Raw genomic sequence first — 18993 nt, 5'->3', positions numbered from 1 at the left:
TCATGTTCAATGACCTGAGTCGTCTGGGCAAATACCTCGGTCAGGCAGCACGCCTGATGGTGGGCATGCCCGACTACGACAACTACGTCGAGCACATGCAGACCAAGCACCCGGACAAGCCGCTGATGGATTACGAGGCGTTCTTTCGGGAACGTCAGGAAGCCCGGTACGGCAGCAAGTCAGGACCGAAGTGTTGTTGATTGAAAGAAAAAACGGCTGAAAAAGCCTTGTGGTGATCACTGAAAAAGTGGCGAGGGAGGAAACTCCCTCGCCATTTTTTTTCGTTCGTTTCCAGGACAGCAATTCGCCCGGCATCGTCATGGAAGGTTCTTGAATCCAAGGGATTTACGCTGTTTGTCAGCTATCTCTGCCCGATGTAACGACAGTTCCCCATACCGGTACTTTAATGGTTGTTCTAGAGCGCCTGATCACGGGGCTGTCATAGCCTTAAGGCTATGGATCCCATGTCCAAAAGCTATTTCATTAATCGGTCATCCGGATCCACGCTCAAGGGTGGTTAGCTGAAAACAAAATAAAGAGGAGATGCCATGTCAACTGAATCGAAATGCCCGTTCAATCACGCCGCTGGCGGTGGCACGACGAACCGCGACTGGTGGCCGAACCAACTGAACCTGAAGATCTTGAGCCAGCATTCGCCCAAGTCTGACCCGTTGGGGGGCGACTTCAACTACGCCGCAGCTTTCAAAAGCCTGGACTTTCAGGCGCTGAAAAATGACCTGAACGCCCTGATGACCGACTCCCAGGACTGGTGGCCCGCAGACTTCGGCCATTACGGTCCATTCTTTATCCGCATGTCCTGGCACGCCGCAGGCACCTACCGCACCGGTGATGGCCGGGGTGGCGCCGGTTCCGGCCAGCAACGTTTTGCGCCACTCAACAGCTGGCCGGATAACGTCAGCCTCGACAAGGCGCGCCGGCTGCTCTGGCCGATCAAGCAAAAGTACGGCAACAAGATTTCCTGGGCGGACCTGATTGTCCTCACCGGTAACGTCGCGCTGGAGTCCATGGGCTTCAAGACCTTCGGGTTCTCCGGCGGTCGCCCGGACGTCTGGGAGCCGGACGAAGACGTTTACTGGGGCTCTGAAAACAAATGGCTGGGCGGTGACACACGTTACGGCAAGGATGACAGCAAGCCTGTGCAAAAGCCCGGTGACGTTCCGCTGGTTGCCGAACCCGGCAGAAACGAAGAAAGCCGTACCGAAAATGGCCGCCATCTGGAAAACCCTCTCGCCGCGGTGCAAATGGGCTTGATCTACGTGAACCCGGAAGGCCCGGAAGGCGAGCCTGACCCGGTCGCATCGGCCAAGGATATTCGCGAAACCTTCGGTCGCATGGCGATGAATGATGAAGAAACCGTCGCGTTGATCGCCGGCGGTCACGCCTTCGGCAAGACCCACGGTGCCGGCCCGGCCGACCACGTAGGCCCTGAGCCCGAAGCCGCCGGTCTTGAACTGCAAGGCCTGGGCTGGAAGAGCACGTTCGGCACTGGTAAAGGTGCGGACACCATCACCAGTGGCCTGGAAGTGACCTGGACCACCACGCCAACGAAGTGGAGCAACAACTACCTGGAAAACCTGTTCGGCTTCGACTGGGAACTGACCAAAAGCCCGGCCGGTGCACACCAGTGGAAACCGAAAAACGGCGCGGGTGCCGGCATCATTCCCGACCCGTTCGATTCGGCAAAACGTCGCGATCCGACCATGCTGACGTCGGACCTGGCCCTACGCTTCGATCCAATCTACGAACCCATCTCGCGGCGCTTCCTGGCCAATCCAGACCAGTTGGCCGATGCCTTCGCCCGCGCCTGGTACAAGCTCATCCACCGCGACATGGGTCCGCTCTCGCGCTACCTCGGCCCGGAAATGCCGGCAGAAGAGCTGTTGTGGCAAGACCCGATTCCTGATGTCGATCACCCACTGGTCAACGACAGCGATGTCGCCGCGCTCAAAGGCAAAATTGCGGCCTCGGGCCTGTCGGTTTCGCAACTGGTGTCGACCGCTTGGGCGGCGGCCTCGAGTTTCCGTGGTTCCGACAAACGAGGCGGTGCCAACGGCGGTCGCCTGCGCCTGGCCCCGCAGAAATCCTGGCAGGCTAACCAGCCGGCGCAACTGGCGAATGTGTTGGCAAAACTCGAAGCCATCCAGGGCGAGTTCAACAGCGGTGGCAAGAAAATCTCCCTGGCCGACCTGATTGTGCTCGCGGGTGGTGTGGGCGTGGAGCAGGCCGCAAAAAACGCCGGCCACAATGTCACGGTGCCGTTTACTCCGGGTCGCATGGACGCCAGTCAGGAGCAGACAGACGTAGAGTCCTTCGGTTTTCTTGAACCGATTGCCGACGGCTTCCGTAATTACCTCAAGCAACAATACCGCGTCCCGGCCGAGGCATTGCTGATCGACAAGGCGCAACTGCTGACACTCACGGCGCCGGAAATGACGGTGTTACTGGGCGGCCTGCGGGTGTTGAACACCAATGTCGGCCAAAGCAAACACGGTGTGTTCACCGCGCGTCCGGAAGCGCTGACCAATGACTTCTTCACCAACCTGCTGGATATGGGCGTGGAGTGGAAGCCGGTGTCGGACGCCGCCCAGGAGTTTGAAGGGCGTGATCGCAAAAGCGGCGCAGTGAAGTGGACGGGGACGCGGGTCGACCTGGTGTTTGGCTCCAACGCGCAGTTGCGCGCCCTGGCCGAGGTCTATGCCACCGCCGATGCGAAGGACAAGTTCGTCAAGGACTTCGTTGCTGCGTGGACCAAGGTGATGAATCTGGATCGATTCGACGTGAATCGCGGCGTCTAGAGGAAACGTCGTCATAACGCTGGCATTACCGGCAAAAAATGCTCGGCTCGCCCTCTGGCTCTTACATCAGCGGAGGGCGTCCGTCGATCATGGACGTTGGTCTTTCAGGGCTCTGCGGACAATACGCGTCTTTAAAGGTAGATGAGCTCAATGGTAACCGAGCCATCAATGTCGACAGCTTTGTCCAAGGGCAGATTACTCTTGTCCGTAATGCTCACGATTGCAAATATAGGGAAGCTAATAATTCGACCCGCTTCCGGATTACGATCGCCCCAGCTGACAAGGAAATCGGAATGGCTCTCGAAAGCCCTGGGCCAATTGGGGCTTTGCCATGACCTCCCATTGTTTTGTGATACCAGAAACTTAGTGTCTTTGCTGTCGAGAACGGGAGGGGTTTCATCGAGAAAGAACGATACGTAACCAATGGAGTTGCCGTTTGAACTTAGACCCAGCCCAAAATTATGATCATTTAGAATAGATACACGGTTTTGCGGAGGAGGACTCTCTTTCGAGGCCGTGCCCGAGCGATTGTCCTGGATTCGAAGTGCCAGAACGGTATCCCCCGAACAGGTGATGGTCGTGGTTTTTGGCGTAGCGATAGCCGCACCACGGGTGCCTTCGTGCAAGAATGAAGTCATTCCGTGTTCGTTGAGATCGCTGGCAGTTACATTTCCCACACTGAACACGCCGTTATTGGAAACAGCCACGGAGCAGACAGAGGGGATTATTCGCCCGCTCAAAGTTAACTCGGCAGAGGAGGCAGCACTTGCTGGTCGAATAGCAAGCCAGGACACTACAAGTAGCGACATCGCCGCAACGAGTGGCTTCTTCATCATTAAATTAAGTTCTGTGGTGTGAGACGACCCCAATGAGACTTTCTTTCAAGTGCATCAGGGTCGCCGAGCGTTGGTTATAGATAGACCAACTCAATGGTCACGGAGCCGTCCAGGTTTATCGGCACTGAGGTGTCCAGGTTCTCGGTAGCGGTGACGGCGGCCTGTATTTCCAGCTCTTGCGCAATAGCCTGAATCGGTTCCGGTGTATTACCAGCTACACTCGCCCAAGACATTCTCCAATTGGCGGTGTTGTTGAACTCGCCTGTCGAATGTGCCCAACTATTTCCATCAAAACTTTCAATGACGCGACCAGGCGCACTGTCCACCAGCGTTCCTCCCGACGTGCTCGTGATGGTGAACGCTCCGATATTGGTGCCTACACCGTCCGCGCCCATACCGAAAACCTGCTCCACGGTTGCACCCGGCAAAGTGCCGCCCGTCAGAACATCAAGGTTCACCGTAGCGGCGCGGTTATCAGTGACGTTCACGGCGATTTGAGCCGGTGCATCACAATTGATATTCATCGTGGATTTCGGATGAGTACCGCTCATGCTTGGCGTAATGAGTGTGCTGTCAACAGGGTCGAGGCCACCAACAGAGAGCGTGCCGTAGTTGATGACGCCGCCACCGGTCAGGGAAATGTTGCACGTTGCCGGGATGATTTGACCTGTGACCGTAAGATCGGCGGTGGTGGTGGCCATAGCAAAATTGCAGACAAACAAAGCCGCAAGCGGAGTCAAGGACAAAAGGAGTTTGTTCACGTTTGAAATCTGACCTGTGAAAATGATGGGATCGGTAAGCCGATGTACAAACCAAGTATGATCATGTTGATGGGTTCCGGCTAATCCGAAAGTATCAATAATTTCTGGCGTAAAAATAAATCCTTATTAGTGGGGGTTACGAATTTTTGTGGGTGGCAAAACACGGCTTCTTGAGAGATGTTTCGATCAATGATGTTTATTTTTTAGATTTTTGATTTTGATTTTTACGCATTGTCGTGGAGTCTGTCGGGCTCTTCACGCTAGTGTTTGCTGTTGACGCAGTGACGCTCTTGATCGATCCATTGATTTCACTGTGAGCAATACAGTAGGGGCGGGTGCCGGGTTATGCCTGTATCAAAAAAAATGGTCGAGCGACTGATGTTGGCTTTTAGCGTCGTGACCGCCGCATCATGTTCGTTTGCTGCCGGCATGCAACCTGCTACGTCTGTCGTATTGGTTAGCGAGGAGCAGGGCGAGTACGGCATGGTTGTTAAAAATACCGACGCCACCGCTTCTTTACTTTATACCTCGCTTGAAAATATCGAGGAGGACCCGGAAAAGTTGTTGATCGTAACGCCACCCGTTACCCGTGTTGAAGGTGGTGAAACACAGTTGGTGCGTTTTATTGTGCAAAGTAAAACCCCGCTGAAACATCAACGGTTGATGCGCGTTTACTTTGAAGGTATTCCACTTAGTAAGTCCAAGATTCCGAACAGCGTCGGCGTGACTATTCGCCAGAACTTACCGGTCATTATCTCGCCTAAAGGTCTGGCGGTTGACAGTGAGCCGTGGAAACACTTGAAAATAGCCTTGTGTGGCGACACGTTGCGAGTGACCAACGACAGTCCTTATGTGGTTCGCCTGGCGCAACAAGGCAAGCTCCAACCTTCTGGTTTACTGGTAGCGTTTCCCAAGTCCTATGTATTACCGCAATCGCGACTGAACCTGAAGCTTACCGCCCCGAGCAAAGCAAACAGTGTACGAATCCACCCCGCCAGCGTGTATGGCTATGCGGTCAAACACTATGACGCTCCTCTCGTCGCTTGCTCCCTCTAAGTTTCGGCTGGAGCCCATGAGCTGTGGTCAGCCGCTTCAAGTTTAACTGTCCACAGTTTCACAAAATAAACCCCAGACAGATCCGCACAGGTTTCATTCTCATGAGTTTCCTGGGAATCGGAAGAGTCATGGCGAATCAGCCCGACGATGCAGCGGCATTTGACCTGGAGACGCTTAAAAGTCGAGGAATTGACCCGGAGCTTGCCGCTTTTTTCAGCCAGACATCCCGATTTTTACCGGGCAGAAAAGAGATCACGCTTTACGTAAACCAGACTCGAATCGGTACCGTGCTGGCGCGCTTCGACGATGAAGGTCAGTTGTGCTTCGATAAAAAGCTGCTGGATTCCGCCAGGCTGGTACTCCCACTCGAACACACTGAGGTTGAGTTAGAAACGGTTGACACCCGTTCACTCGACACCGAAACAACGATCGTCAACCAGGTTGATGCGCGCGACATTCAGAAGGCATCCGATGAGGGATTGCACAAGACCTTGCTGAAACATGCGGTCGGCCCGATGTCCACGTGGTCAGCCAAACCCGAAGTTGCAATATCGACATCGTCGGACCAGCCGTCGGACAGCACCTGTTATGACTTCAAGGCGGCGTACCCGCAAACCGAGGTCGATTCGCGCCCAGGCAAGCAAGAAGTGCATTTGATCGTGCCACAGGAGGCCATCCAGCCGATTGAGAACGACGTCAGCGGTTTTAGCACCGGCGGCGCGGGCGGACTGCTCAATTATGACGTGCTGACCATGCAGAGCCAGACAGGGGAGATGGAAAGTAATTACTCCGCCCTGGACATCGAGTCGGGATTGAACGTCGGAGATTGGGCGTTGCGCAGCCGGCAAAACTGGATCGACCAGGATGGCGTACGCAGCAGCGAGCATTTGTATACGTATGCACAGCGCACCTTCGTGCCTATTCAGTCGATTTTGCAGGCGGGCCAGCTCAACATGGTGAGCCCGGTTTTTGCCGGGGCGCCGATCACCGGGCTGCAAATGCTGCCTGATAGCGCGCTGACGCATCATTCGGCTGGCGGAGCGACCATCGAGGGGATTGCAAAAGGTTCTCAGGCTCGGGTTGAAGTCAAACAGGGCGGGCTTCTGATTTACAACACGGTGGTGCCGGCAGGACCGTTCCTGTTGCAAGACATTGCACTGATACGCGGAAATTCGAACGTTGATGTGACCATTTTCGAGACCGACGGCACCCAGGACACCTTCAGTTTGCCAGCGGCCTCGCTACATAGAGTCAGCCTTGCCAAAACCGGTCTAGCCATGGCGCTTGGCAAAGTGCGAGACATAAGTGACATGGGGGCGCAGGAGCCTGAAGTGTTCACCATCAGCAACGACTGGTTGGTCGGCCGTCAAAGCAAGGTCGCCGCAGGGCTCATGTTTTCTCCCGACTACACCTCGGCGGGTTGGATCCTGGACACGGAATTTTCCTCAGAGACCTCAATGAGCCTTGGCAATGTGGTCTCGCAGGACAAGCAAGACAATAAGGGCGGGGTTCAAAGCACCGTCACGGCCAGGACCCGTCTCAATGAACACCTGACAGCGAATGGCTCGATTACCCATCAGAGCGACGGATACCGTGATCTCCTGGACACCACTGAGCGTGATCAGGACTATCCGATGTATCAAGACCCGGGCAATCCGGGCTCTCTGAACGAATGGGGCAATGACGGGAATGCTGATTTTGGCCGAACGCAATACAGCGCTAATTTGGGCTGGACCACTTCGAGGATGGGCGGCGGCAACATCGGTTTTGTCCATTCCAGATCCTCTACAGGTGATTGGAGTCGCACCCTGTCTTCTTCCTGGGGAAAAAGTTTCAAGGGTGCTTCCGTCAGCGCAACTCTGCAGCACGACATGACGGGGGATGAGGGCAATGCGGTGTTTTTCAGCGTCAGCATCGCGCTGGGGGCCACCAGCAGCATTCAGAGCCGAGTCAGCAAGTCCGGTGATTCCGACACCCAAATGGGGGCGACGTATAACGAAACCGTGAACGACGAGTTGAATTACAGCCTTAGCGCGTCCCGGCAAGGCAGCGGTCAAGGCACTGATTTTGCCGGCAGCGTTTCAGCACTCCCGCGTTACACCCAGCTCAATCTGGGGTACTCGCAAGACGGACAGGATGGCTCCAGCTACAGCGTGGGTGCACGAGGTGCATTGGCGCTTCACTCGGATGGCGTCACGCCTTCGCCCTATCCGATTCAAGACACCTTTGGCGTGGTATCCCTGGGGGACGTGGCCGGGGTCAAGATCAACACGCCAAACGGCAACGTCTGGACCGACGGTGCCGGCCGTGCTGTCGTGGCACAGATTCCCGCCTTCGACACCAGTCAAATCGAGGTGGCCACCGAAACGCTGCCTCGAAACATGGATATCGATAATGGCGTTCGAACGCTCGAAGCGGGGCGCGGGTCCGTCAGTAAATTTGAGTTTGGTGTGGTCAAGGTTCGCCGCGTCTTGCTGACGGCAACGGACCAAGGGGGTAGGCCATTGCCCAAAGGTGCATCGGTGGTAGAGGGCGACACCTTCCTGACCACGGTGGTCGATGATGGCAAGATCTTCCTTGAGGACACGTCATACAAAAACCTGATGGTGAATTTGCCGGGAGGAAAACGCTGCTCATTGACGTTTGAGCTGGCGGAAGAGGCCAATGAGTCAGCCTACTTTGAAGACGCTGCCGCGGTCTGTCCTGTCATATGAGAACTTTCCTTTTGTTGGATTTCACTGAGCGTTATCGGAGGCAGGTACGTATGCGAGGTGGACAAGCTTTCAGGTATGCCTGGGTCGCACTCGCCGTGCTGCTGGCCTGCCCGGTGGATGCGGTATGGGCCGATGACTGCCGGATTCAGGTCAGCCAACCACGGGTGGACTACGGATCATTTAATCCCCATGTCTTGAGGGCCAATGCCAAATCCTCCTCAACGGTGTCTTTGGGTAAGCGCTTAATGCGCCTGAACATTCAATGCACCGATCCAAAAGACATGGCGCTTGCTTTTCGAGGGGTTGCTTCAGGTGTCGAGCGTTACAAGCTTAGCGACGAAGGCGAGTTTGAGATGACGCTGAAGGCTGCCCGCCTGGACGGCATTCCTGTCCGACTTGGCGTCGTTACCACCGCAGGAGACATACCTGCGCAAGGTGCTATTTCGGTCAAACTGACACCCGGAAAGTCTCTGGTTCCGTTGCTGAACCAGAGACCGCAGGCCGGAAAAAACCTTTCGGTACAAGTCGAGTTGGATGTACGAGTATTTGTTGAAAAACTTGGCGTTCGGGATGTCGCGTCACTCGAAACACGAGGCTACTTCGAGTTGAACTAAGGAGGAGGGCGAGCCGCTGTTGATCCTGAAGGCGTAGAGCATCTGCACCTACCGACTGCAGATATCCCACAAACAGCCCCGCAACCAGCGATGCGCGGGGTCTGCGTCCATGCGCGGGTGCCAGAGCATCGAGACGCTGATGGGCGCCGTGGTGAATGGCAAGTCAAAGCACTGCATCCCGTCGCACAGGTTGCCAACGTGACGCTCCGGAACGGTGGCCACCAGGTCTGAAGCCCGGGCCAGCGCCAGCGCGGCGCAAAAGCCACCGACGATGGTGCTGATGTGTCGTTCCAGTCCGAGCAGGTTCAGGGCTTCATCCATGACGCCTTTGTCCTGCCCACGGCGTGAAACCAGAATGTGGTGGGCCGCCGCATAACGTTCGGCGGTCATAGCCCCTTTGTTCAATGAATGCCCTTTGCGCACGACACCGATGAAACGGTCGCGAAACAACAGGCGTGTGCGCACTTCCGGGCTGGTCGATTCACCGATGACACCGGTTTCCAGATCGACGGAGCCGTCGCGCAACAGGGTGCTGTCCTTGTTCAGTTTCTGCACGAAGTTCAGACGCACACCGGGGGCTTCTTCGTTTACGCGGGCGATCAGTGACGGCCCGAAGTTCTCCACGAAACCATCGCTGGTGCGCAGTGTGAACGTGCGAACCAGATGCGTAAGGTCGAGCGCTTCGTCCGGTCGCAGCACGGCTTCGGCGTCCTGTACCAGCGCACTGACCCGCTCGCGCAACGCCAGCGCCCGGGGGGTGGGCACAAGACCGCGTCCGGCCCTGACCAACAGCGGATCGCCCATGGTTTCGCGCAAGCGTGCCAGGGCACGACTCATGGCCGATGGGCTGAGATGCAGGCGCTGGGCTGCGCGGGCGACGCTGCCTTCCTCCAGCAACACATTCAGTGTGATCAGCAGATTCAGATCAGCCATCGAATCAAATCCTGTAGGCGCGAGATGGCTCGCTGCCAAATTGTTGGTGTGGCGTCAGATGCACGTAGTCAGTGCAACTGCTGCGTCTTCCGCCATGTTAGGTGTGAGCTTAGTCTCGGGACAACCTGTTTGCGGAGTGACCCGAGCATGAAGTCCCGATCCGAGCGCGGAGCGTTGGCCAGCCTTTCACTGTCCATGCTGCTGTCGTCCCTTGGCACCAGCATTGCGAACGTCGGTTTGCCGACATTGGCCGAGGCGTTTTCCGCTTCCTTCCAGCACGTGCAGTGGGTGTTGCTCGCTTACCTGCTGGCCATTACCGCCTTGATCGTCAGTGTTGGCCGGTTGGGGGATGTCGTTGGCCATCGGCGCCTGTTGTTGATGGGGGTGACGCTGTTCACGGTGGCCTCGGTCCTGTGCGCACTGGCGCCCACTCTTTGGCTGTTGATCGCCGCCCGAACCCTGCAAGGCACGGGCGCAGCGATCATGATGGCGATGACCATGGCGCTCGTGGGGGAGGCGGTGCCCAAGGCCCGGATGGGCCGCGCAATGGGTGTGCTCGGCACGATGTCGGCGATTGGCACGTCACTCGGCCCGACCCTCGGCGGTTTGTTGATTGCCAATTCGGGGTGGCCGGCAATCTTTCTGATCAATGTGCCGCTGGGTGTTCTGGCCATTGGGCTCGCGGTTCACTTTCTACCCAATGATCACCACGAGAAGAGGGCGGATTTCGATGTCCTCGGCACGCTGGTCCTGACCCTGACGCTGCTGGCCTATGCCTTGGCGATGACCCTTGGACGTGCCAGGTTTGATCCGCTGAACATGGCGCTGTTGCTGGTGGCGGTGCTTGGGTTGGGCGTGTTTGTGTTTATCGAGCGCAAAGCCGAATCACCGCTGGTTCAATTGACCCTGTTGCGCAATCTGCCGTTGAGTGCGGGTTTCGCCATGAGCGCACTGGTGACGAGCGTGGTCATGGCCACCCTGGTCGTGGGGCCGTTTTATCTGACGGGGGCACTGGCGCTGGATGCGGTGGGCGCAGGATTGGTGATGTCCACGGGACCGCTGATTGCGGCACTGGTCGGAATTCCGGCGGGCCGATGCGTCGACCGATGGGGCGCACATCGATCCGCGATGTGCGGATTGATGACCATGTTGATCGGTGCATGCAGTCTGCCCACCGTGCCAATGGGGTTCGGTGTGCCCGGTTACGTTGTGCCGCTGGCTGTCATTACCGCCGGTTATGCGCTGTTCCAGGCGGCCAACAATACGGCTGTCATGGCGGACGTTACGCCGCAGCAACGGGGTGTCATTTCCGGCTTGCTCGGGCTTTCGCGCAATCTCGGGTTGATCACCGGTGCTTCGCTGATGGGCGCGATATTCGCTGTCGGTTCGGCCAGTGGCGACATCTTGCAGGCCCAGCCCGAAGCCATCGCGCAGGGGATGCGCCTGACGTTCACGGTCGCCGCCGGGTTGATTGGCGCGGCGCTGATCATTGGCGTAATCAGCCAGCGTCGTTCCCGGATCGCTGCCACCTCGTGTTGAAAAACGGCACGACTGTCGTGAAAACGACCTGTTTGCGCTGAACGCGAAGCCTTGTGAGTTTTCTGTTGAACGACTGTTCAGTCTGGACTATGTTGGGGCCACCTTTCCCCGGCTGGTTGCGGGCTTGCGTTTCTTCAATTCGAACGAGGCACTGGCATGCGGTTTTCACCCTTTGTTGAGCGGATCAGCGGCCAAGGCGTTGCCGCTTGGGATATTCACTACGCGGCCAACGCCGCCCAACGCAATGGCGAGGATGTCATCATCCTCAGCGTCGGCGACCCGGATTTCCCCACCCCCGATTTCATCACCGATGCCGCGATTCACGCCCTGCGCGAAGGTGACACCCACTACACCGAAATCGCCGGCCGCCAGGCCTTGCGTGAAGCCATCGCCGCCCGCTACAGCGATGTGATCGACCGCCCGCTGCAAGCCGCCAACGTGATTGTCGCGGCGGGCGCGCAGAATGCTTTGTTCGCCGCCTCGATGTGCTTGCTCAGTGCCGGTGACGAAGTCATCGCCCTCGACCCGATGTACGTCACGTACGAAGCCACGCTCAAGGCTTCCGGCGCTACGCTGGTGCGCGTGCCCTGTGCGGCGGACGGCGGTTTTCGGCTCGATGCGGCGGTGCTGGCCAAGGCGATCACCCCGCGAACCCGGGCGATTTTCTTCTCTAATCCAAACAACCCCACGGGCGTGGTGCTCAATCGCGAAGAGCTGCAAGCCATCGCCGACCTCGCCATCGCCCATGACTTGTGGGTGGTGGTGGACGAGGTCTACGAGAGCCTCGCCTATGAGCGCGAACACCTGAGTCTGGCGGCGTTGCCGGGTATGGCCGAGCGCTGCGTGGTGATCGGCAGCCTGTCGAAATCCCATGCCATGACCGGTTGGCGGATTGGCTGGATCATCGCCGATGAAGCTTTGGTCAATCATGTGGAAACGCTGGTCCTGAGCATGCTCTACGGCTTGCCGGGGTTTGTCATGGAAGCGGCGCTCAAGGCCGTGCAGTCCCATGACGAAGTGACCCACGGCATGCGCGAGATCTACCGTCGTCGTCGCGATCTGGTGGTGTCTGGGTTGGCGGATTGCCCGGGAATTTCCGTGCTCAATCCCGATGCCGGCATGTTCGTATTGGTTGATGTGCGCGGCACTGGCCTGACGTCGCTGGAATTTGCCTGGCGCCTGCTGCGCGAGGCCGGCGTATCGGTGCTGGACGCCGCTGCGTTTGGCGAGCCGGCCCAAGGGTTTGTGCGGCTCTCGTTCACCCTCGGTGAAGAGCGACTGGCCCAGGCCTGCCAACGGATACGCGACTTTGTGCGGGTGTTGAACGGTGAAGCGCCACGGCCGGTGATCAGCACGGTGACCAGTACCGTAAGCGTCGAACCGACTGCGTCCAAGACCATGATCGAAGTCGATCGCCTGCATAAACGCTTCGGCAATATCGAAGTGCTCAAAGGCGTTTCCCTGACCGCCTGCGAGGGTGAAGTGATCTCCCTGATCGGCGCGAGTGGCTCGGGCAAAAGTACCTTGCTGCGCTGCATCAACATGCTTGAAGTGCCGGATCAGGGGCGCATCCTGGTCGATGGCGAAAGCATTCACCTTAACCAGAATCGTCCCGGCGCACCGCTGGTGTCGGACGCCAAGCAACTGGTCCGCATCCGTTCCAGCCTGGGCATGGTGTTCCAGAACTTCAACCTCTGGCCCCATCGCACGGTGCTGGAAAACCTCATCGAAGCGCCGACCCAGGTCCTGCGTGAAAGCCGTGCGGAGGCCACTGAACGGGCCGAAGCGCTGCTCGAACGCGTCGGGCTGGCGGCCAAGCGCAACGAGTACCCGGCGTTTCTCTCCGGGGGACAGCAACAACGGGTGGCCATCGCCCGGGCCCTGGCCATGCGGCCCAAGGTCATGCTGTTCGATGAACCCACCTCGGCACTCGACCCGGAACTGGTCGGGGAAGTTCTGCGGGTGATCCGTTCCCTCGCCGAAGAAGGCCGGACCATGATCCTGGTGACTCATGAAATGGCTTTCGCACGCGATGTCTCTTCCAAAGTCGCCTTTTTGCATCAGGGGCTGATCGAGGAAACCGGTTCGCCGGACGAAGTGTTCGTACACCCACGCAGCGAGCGTTGCCGACAATTCGTCAACGCTCATCAGACTCGCTAACTCATCATAAAAAGACGGGAAAACAACATGGGAAATCGACGTTTTGCAAACTGGTTGACCGGTGCCGCCTGCATCATGCTGGCCGGTATGAGTGCGGCACAGGCGCAGCCGATCAGGTTCGCGGTCGCAGCCGAACCGTATCCGCCGTATACCGAGAAACAGGCCAACGGTGAGTGGAAAGGTTTTGAGGTCGATTTGATCCGCAAGCTGTGCAGCGAAATGAAAGCCGAATGCGAGATCAAGGAAGTGGCGTGGGACGGGATCATTCCGTCGCTGCTGGCGAAGAAAATCGACGTGATTTTCTCCTCGATGTCGGTGACCGAAGAGCGCGAAAAACAGATCGCCTTCAGCAAGGCTTATTACGACTCGGTGATTGCCGTGGTTGGGCCGAAGGAAGCGTCGGTGAAGAAGTTCCCGGATGACCTCAAGGGCAAGATCATCGGCGTGCAGAACTCGACGGTGAGCGCCAGTTACCTGAAGACCTACTACGAAAAAATCGCCGACGTTAAGTACTACGACACCCAGGATTCGGCCAACGCCGACCTGATCGCCGGGCGCATCGACCTGATGATGGCAGACGGCACGGCCATGGCCGCGTTCGTCAAAACCCCGGACGCCAAGGACCTGGCCTACCTCGGCGCCGTGCCTTACGACCCGATCTTTGGCAAAGGCGTGGGCGCCGGCCTGCGCAAGGATGACGCCGAACTCAAGGCCAAGCTCGACAAGGCGATCCAGGAATTGCTGGCGAGCAAAGACTATGACGACCTGTCGCAGCACTACTTCGGTACCAGCGTGAAGCCTGCGTTCTGACTACCACACAGATCCTGTAGGAGCCGGCTTGCCGGCGATTGTTACGGCGCGGTCTGCCTGACACACCGCTTCGCTGGCAAGCCAGCTCCTACAAGGTTTGGGCAGTGTCTTTATGGTCGTTACTGGGGGTTGAAATGCCAGCAATGTTCGATCTGATCAATTTCACCGAGCAAGGGTGGGGCAGTGCGCTGCTGAAGGGGCTCTGGATGACCCTGCAGATTTCGGCCGGGGCCTTCGTGCTCGGGCTGGCCATCGGGTTGGTGGTGGCGTGTCTCAAACTCGGTGCGCCGAAACCGATTGCGGCGCTGATGCGCGGGTACACCACGTTGTTCCGGGCGGTGCCGGAGTTGTTGCTGATCCTGCTGCTGTACTACGTCGGTTCCATGCTGCTCAATTCGTTGATGGCCAAGCTCGGTTACGCAGCGATAGACGTCAGCGGTCCGCTGGCGGCAATTGTCGTGCTGGGGCTGGTGCAGGGCGCTTACGCTTCGGAGATTTTCCGCGCGGCGATCCAGGCGATTCCCTTTGGTCAGATCGAAGCGGCCAAGGCGTTTGGCTTGAGCGGTTTCGGCCTGTTCCGCCGCGTCACGCTGCCGATCATGGCGCCGTATGCGATGGCCGGGATGGCCAACCTGTGGATCAACCTGATCAAGGACAGCGCGCTGATCAGCGTGGTCGGCACCAACGAGCTGTTGTACACGGCCAAGCAGGCCGCGGGCTCGACGCGCCACTATCTGTTGTTCTACCTCACGGCCGCGGCGTTGTATTACGCGGTGACGCTGGTGTCGAACTATTTGTCAGGACGGTTGGAGCGACGCATTCGTCGCTGGATGCCTCTTGTTGACTGAACCGGCAGAGAGAATGAAATGATTCCAGCGTGGATAGTTGAATACGCGGCGCTGTTGGGCCGAGGGCTGCAAACCACCATTGCCATCCTGTTGGTGTCCAGTGTGTTGGGGTTTGCACTGGCGGTGCTGGTGGCGATGGCGCGGATCTCGAAAAACAAGGTGATCGCCAAGGTCAGCCTGCTCTATACCAGCGTGACACGCGGTACGCCGTTGCTGATCCAGATCTACATTTTCTACTACGGCCTGGGCAGCCTGTTCGCGCAGTTTCCGCTGATTCGCGGCAGCTTTCTCTGGCCCTACCTGCGCGACGGTTACTGGTACATCGTGTTCGCCCTGGTGGTGTCGGTGGGGGCCTATGTCGGCGAAGTGATTCGCGGTGGGCTGCTGGCGGTGCCCAAAGGTGAAATGGAAGCGGCGTCGGCCTTTGGCATGACCGCGCGTCAGTCGTTGCTGCGCGTTCGTTTGCCTCGTGCGATGCGTCTGTTGCTACCGACCCTGGCCGGGGAAACCGTGATGCTGCTCAAGTCCACGGCGCTGGCCTCGACCATCGCGGTGATCGATTTGCTTGGCGCTGCCAACGTGGTCCGTGCCCAGACCCTGCAAGTCTATGAGCCGTTGCTGCTGGTGGCCGGGGTGTACGTCTGCCTGACGTTCCTGATCGAGGCGCTGTTTGCCTTTGCCGAACGGCGCGGGACGCCCGTGCGCAGGTCGGCCTGATGAGTCCGCCAACGGTTGACCGCTCGCTGCAAGGCATTGGCCTGTGCACCCTGGGCTATGCGTTTCTGGCATTGCAGGACGCGGTCATCAAGTGGCTGGTGGCCGATTATTCGGTAGTGACCATTCTGTTCTGGCGCAGCCTGGTGGTGGTCGCCGCGGTGTTGCTGGTGGGGCGCCTGCGCCTGATTCAGCGAGCCTGGCACTCGCCGAGCCGGCGTTTGCTGGTGGTGCGCGGTCTGTTGTCGATTGTGGCGTGGCTGCTGTATTACACCGCGGCCCGGGATTTGACCCTGGCCGAGATGACCACGTTGTACTTTTCCGCCCCGATCATGGTAACGGTGCTGGCGGCGGTGATTCTCAAGGAGCGCGCCAGCGGCTGGCAGTGGTTCAGCCTGATCATCGGTTTTGTCGGCGTGGTCATCGCCTGTCGCCCCGACAACATGACCGACCCGTTGCCCATCGTCCTGACGCTGTTGGCGGCGATGTGCTGGGCCTTCACCTACATTCAGCTGCGGCAGGTGGATGACCAGACCTCGGTGTTGGAACAGATGCTGATCACCAACGTGGTGTTCGTGATTTGCATGATGGTCGCTTTGCCCTGGACCCATACACCGTCGCCGACCCCGGCCTGGCTGGGCATGCTAGCTGCCGGGCTGGTGGGTGGTATCGGTCAATTCCTGCTGTTTGCCAGTTTCCGTCGGGCCACCGCGACCTTGCTCGCACCGTTTGAATACACCGGGCTGATCTGGGCGTTTGCCTTGTCGAGCCTGATCTGGGGCACGTTGATGGACACGTCGCTGATGATCGGCGCCGGGTTGATTGCGGTCAGCGGCACGCTGGCAATGATCTTCGGCCGGCACGTCTCACAAGACGTCGTCGGCGCTGAATGCTCCGTGACGCAGCCCCTTTATCCAGCAGCGGCAGATGTGGAGGCCGTTGGCGGCGCTGAAGGTTTCGGGGTTGAGGCACCACTCGAGCCAGAGTCCGTCGAGCATCGCCGATAGACCGATGGCGGCCAGGCGCGTGTCGTGGATCACGAACCCTTCGCTGGCGGCCAGATCGTCAAGCAGATCGCGGATCAGCTCGAGGTAGGCGCTATAGCTTTTTTCGTGGGACTGGGTGACGTGCTCGGAGTGCCGGATCAGGCTCCAGAACACCACCCACACACCGAGCAATTGCGGGTCCATGACCCGGGGTGAAAACGAGCCGATGAGGAAGGCGTCGATTTTCTGCGCGGGTGTTTCGGCCTGGGCGATTTCCTGGAACAGGGCGGTGGTCAGTTCGCTGGCGAGGCGCTGGTAAGTGTCGGCAATCAACGCATCGATGCTGCCGAAATGGTGATTGAGCAAACCGACTGAAACCCCGGCCTCGGTGGCGATGCGTCGCACGGATATCCCGGCGTGACCGTCGCGGCTCAGGCAGCGCAGCGTCGCGGCCACCAGCCTTTCGCGGCGGTCATCAGGTTCGGTTCGGCGGTTGTGGGGAGTTTGGGTTGTCACACGGTTTTCCCTGGATTTGATGCCACGTTGGCGAGCTTAGTTGAACGTGCGTTCAATATCCAGTTCGGCAAGGGCGATACAGCGATTTCAACAGACATGACGGAGGACAAGCCAATGGTGCAGGATGTTTCGTTCAATGTTCGCGACAACAATGGTGAGGCGGTGCGGGTCGGTGCCTGGCGTTACGAAGGCGACGGCAGCGGGCCGACGGTGCATTTGCAGGCAGGGGTGCACGCCGATGAAATCGCCGGGATGCTGGTGCTGCACCTGCTGATGCAACGCCTCCAGATCGCCGAGTCTCAGGGTCGGCTCAAGGGTCACATCACAGTCGTCCCGCAGGCCAACCCGCTGGGTATCGGGCAGTTTCGCCAGGGGCGGATTCTCGGTCGTTACCATGACGCCACCGGGCACAACTTCAACCGTGCGTTCGACTTGTCGGCGGCGATGCAACGACCTTCAACCAACATCCAGGAATGGCAAAAAAGCCTGGTGCAACTGGCGGCCACGGCGGACGTGATGCTCGACCTGCACACCGATGACGAAGCGCTGCCATACCTTTACGTGCACCGCAGTTTCTGGCCCCGCGGACGTGAACTGGCGGCGGCGATGAAGATGGACGTGGCGATCATCTGGGATGACGGCGGCGATGGATCTTTCGAGGAAACCATCATTGCCCCGTGGTTGCGCGACGGCGCCACAGAAGGCCGCATGGCCGCGACCCTGGAGCTGCGCGGGCAGGGCGATGTCAGCGACCGTTTTGCCGAGTCTGACGCCGAAGGCCTGTACAACTGGCTGTGCGGTTTAGGCGTTATAGACGAACAAGTGCCACCCGCTGACTGGCCTGTTGAAGCCGTGGAAATGGGCCACATGGAAACCATCCTCGCACCACAACCGGGTGTGCTGATCTTTGAAAAGGAACTGGGGGATTTCGTCGAGGAAGGGCAGCGCTTTGCACGGATTCTTGGGCGGCCCGGTGACGCGTCTTCTGAAGTGGTGCTGCATGCCGAGCAAGCGGGGCGGCTGGTGACGCGCTATCGCGATCGTTTGATCCCTCAGGGCATGGGCGTGGCGAAATTCACCGGCAGCCGGGTATCGCGCAACTGGAGTGGCGGGTTGCTCGACCCGAACTAAGCCTGACCCTCGGAAGGGTGTGATGACATTGGTGGCGAGGGCGCTTGCTCCCGCTGGGTTGCGAAGCGGCCCCGGCTTTTCTTCAGTCAGATGGTGCCGTCAGGTTTTGCGACGGCTTCGCCACCGAACGGGGGCAAGCCCCCTCGCCACAGGGGTGGTGTTAGCTACTGAGTTGGCGTCTGCCAATGATTCAGTGCGATGTATGTGTTGTTACGCTAATTGAGCCAGCCCACATTTGTGGCGAGGGAGCTTGCTCCCGCTGGGTTGCGAAGCGGCCCCGTTTTTTTTCAGTGAGATAGTGCAGGCAGGTTTTGCGACGGCTACGCCGCCGAGCGGGAGCAAGCTCCCTCGCCACAGGGGTGGTGTTAGCTACTGAGTTGGCGTCTGCCAATGGTTCAGTGCGCTGTATGTGTTGTTACGCAAATTGAGCCAGCCCACATTTGTGGCGAGGGAGCTTGCTCCCGCTGGGTTGCGAAGCGGCCCCCGCTTTTCTTCAGTGAGATAGTGCAGGCAGGTTTTGCGACGGCTATGCCGCCGAACGGGAGCAAGCTCCCTCGCT

General features: G+C 58.6%; 15 protein-coding genes and 1 pseudogene. 12 read left to right on the top strand and 4 right to left on the bottom strand.

Annotated elements, in window-relative coordinates; translation table 11 throughout:
* Positions 1 to 2: 2 nt before the first annotated feature.
* Together CKW15_RS02995 and katG are read left to right on the top strand one after the other, a co-directional pair.
* Positions 3 to 200 (top strand): YbdD/YjiX family protein, encoded by a 198-nt coding sequence (locus tag CKW15_RS02995; protein WP_095061592.1) that lies wholly within the window; start codon positions 3 to 5, stop codon positions 198 to 200.
* 348 nt (positions 201 to 548) lie between these two features.
* Positions 549 to 2816 carry a catalase/peroxidase HPI gene (gene katG, locus CKW15_RS02990; protein ID WP_095151569.1) on the top strand — a complete coding sequence of 756 codons (2268 nt, stop codon included), beginning with the start codon at positions 549 to 551 and terminating at the stop codon, positions 2814 to 2816.
* Between the two features lie 131 nt (positions 2817 to 2947).
* Here katG and CKW15_RS02985 read toward each other — a convergent pair whose 3' ends face one another.
* The gene (locus tag CKW15_RS02985; RefSeq protein WP_095151568.1) at positions 2948 to 3652 is read right to left on the bottom strand and encodes a DUF1120 domain-containing protein; all 705 of its coding nucleotides are present in this window, start codon (positions 3650 to 3652) and stop codon (positions 2948 to 2950) included.
* A 74-nt stretch (positions 3653 to 3726) separates the two neighbouring features.
* Positions 3727 to 4413, bottom strand: a complete 687-nt coding sequence (locus tag CKW15_RS02980; RefSeq protein ID WP_143498344.1) for a DUF1120 domain-containing protein — start codon at positions 4411 to 4413, stop codon at positions 3727 to 3729.
* A gap of 345 nt (positions 4414 to 4758) precedes the next feature.
* Between CKW15_RS02980 and CKW15_RS02975 the strand changes: the two genes are divergently transcribed.
* The 3 genes from CKW15_RS02975 (at position 4759) to CKW15_RS02965 (ending at position 8797) form a co-directional block, all read left to right on the top strand.
* A complete protein-coding gene (locus CKW15_RS02975) occupies positions 4759 to 5469 on the top strand; it encodes a fimbria/pilus chaperone family protein (RefSeq protein WP_256583061.1) in 711 nt (236 codons plus the stop codon).
* Between the two features lie 128 nt (positions 5470 to 5597).
* A complete protein-coding gene (locus tag CKW15_RS02970; protein ID WP_159953390.1) occupies positions 5598 to 8183 on the top strand; it encodes a fimbria/pilus outer membrane usher protein in 2586 nt (861 codons plus the stop codon).
* Between the two features lie 50 nt (positions 8184 to 8233).
* Positions 8234 to 8797: a hypothetical protein gene (locus tag CKW15_RS02965; protein WP_143498341.1), complete on the top strand. Its 564-nt coding sequence runs from the start codon at positions 8234 to 8236 to the stop codon at positions 8795 to 8797.
* 48 nt (positions 8798 to 8845) lie between these two features.
* On the opposite strand, the gene CKW15_RS02960 is transcribed toward CKW15_RS02965, so the two are convergent.
* On the bottom strand, positions 8846 to 9730 hold the full coding sequence (locus tag CKW15_RS02960; RefSeq protein WP_095151564.1) for a LysR family transcriptional regulator: 885 nt from the start codon (positions 9728 to 9730) through the stop codon (positions 8846 to 8848).
* Positions 9731 to 9877: 147 nt separating this feature from the next.
* Here CKW15_RS02960 and CKW15_RS02955 point away from each other — a divergent pair, with 147 nt between their 5' ends.
* From CKW15_RS02955 to CKW15_RS28630, 6 genes are all read left to right on the top strand, one after another.
* The gene (locus tag CKW15_RS02955) at positions 9878 to 11269 is read left to right on the top strand and encodes an MFS transporter (protein ID WP_095151563.1); all 1392 of its coding nucleotides are present in this window, start codon (positions 9878 to 9880) and stop codon (positions 11267 to 11269) included.
* A 156-nt stretch (positions 11270 to 11425) separates the two neighbouring features.
* Complete coding sequence (locus tag CKW15_RS28930; protein ID WP_095061600.1) at positions 11426 to 13429, top strand: aminotransferase class I/II-fold pyridoxal phosphate-dependent enzyme; 2004 nt, start codon at positions 11426 to 11428, stop codon at positions 13427 to 13429.
* Between the two features lie 27 nt (positions 13430 to 13456).
* Complete coding sequence (locus CKW15_RS02945; protein WP_095061602.1) at positions 13457 to 14239, top strand: transporter substrate-binding domain-containing protein; 783 nt, start codon at positions 13457 to 13459, stop codon at positions 14237 to 14239.
* 134 nt (positions 14240 to 14373) lie between these two features.
* Positions 14374 to 15087 (top strand): ABC transporter permease, encoded by a 714-nt coding sequence (locus CKW15_RS02940; RefSeq protein WP_095061604.1) that lies wholly within the window; start codon positions 14374 to 14376, stop codon positions 15085 to 15087.
* Between the two features lie 18 nt (positions 15088 to 15105).
* Complete coding sequence (locus tag CKW15_RS02935; protein WP_095061606.1) at positions 15106 to 15804, top strand: ABC transporter permease; 699 nt, start codon at positions 15106 to 15108, stop codon at positions 15802 to 15804.
* Entirely contained in the window at positions 15804 to 16808 is a 1005-nt protein-coding gene (locus CKW15_RS28630) for a DMT family transporter (protein ID WP_095151562.1), read from the top strand. Before CKW15_RS02935 ends, CKW15_RS28630 begins: the two co-directional genes overlap by 1 nt.
* Here CKW15_RS28630 and CKW15_RS02925 read toward each other — a convergent pair.
* A pseudogene (locus tag CKW15_RS02925) lies at positions 16764 to 17192 on the bottom strand (TetR family transcriptional regulator C-terminal domain-containing protein); the annotation flags it as partial. The gene CKW15_RS28630 and the pseudogene CKW15_RS02925 sit on opposite strands and share 45 nt — an antisense overlap.
* A gap of 225 nt (positions 17193 to 17417) precedes the next feature.
* Here CKW15_RS02925 and CKW15_RS02920 point away from each other — a divergent pair.
* Positions 17418 to 18434 carry a succinylglutamate desuccinylase/aspartoacylase family protein gene (locus CKW15_RS02920; RefSeq protein WP_095151560.1) on the top strand — a complete coding sequence of 339 codons (1017 nt, stop codon included), beginning with the start codon at positions 17418 to 17420 and terminating at the stop codon, positions 18432 to 18434.
* Positions 18435 to 18993 lie beyond the last annotated feature (559 nt).

The sequence above is a fragment of the Pseudomonas sp. Irchel s3b5 genome, assembly GCF_900187435.1.
Taxonomy (GTDB): Bacteria; Pseudomonadota; Gammaproteobacteria; order Pseudomonadales; family Pseudomonadaceae; genus Aquipseudomonas.
The sequence above is the reverse complement of the archived record's forward strand: the minus strand, read 5'-3'. Positions and strand labels throughout refer to the sequence as shown.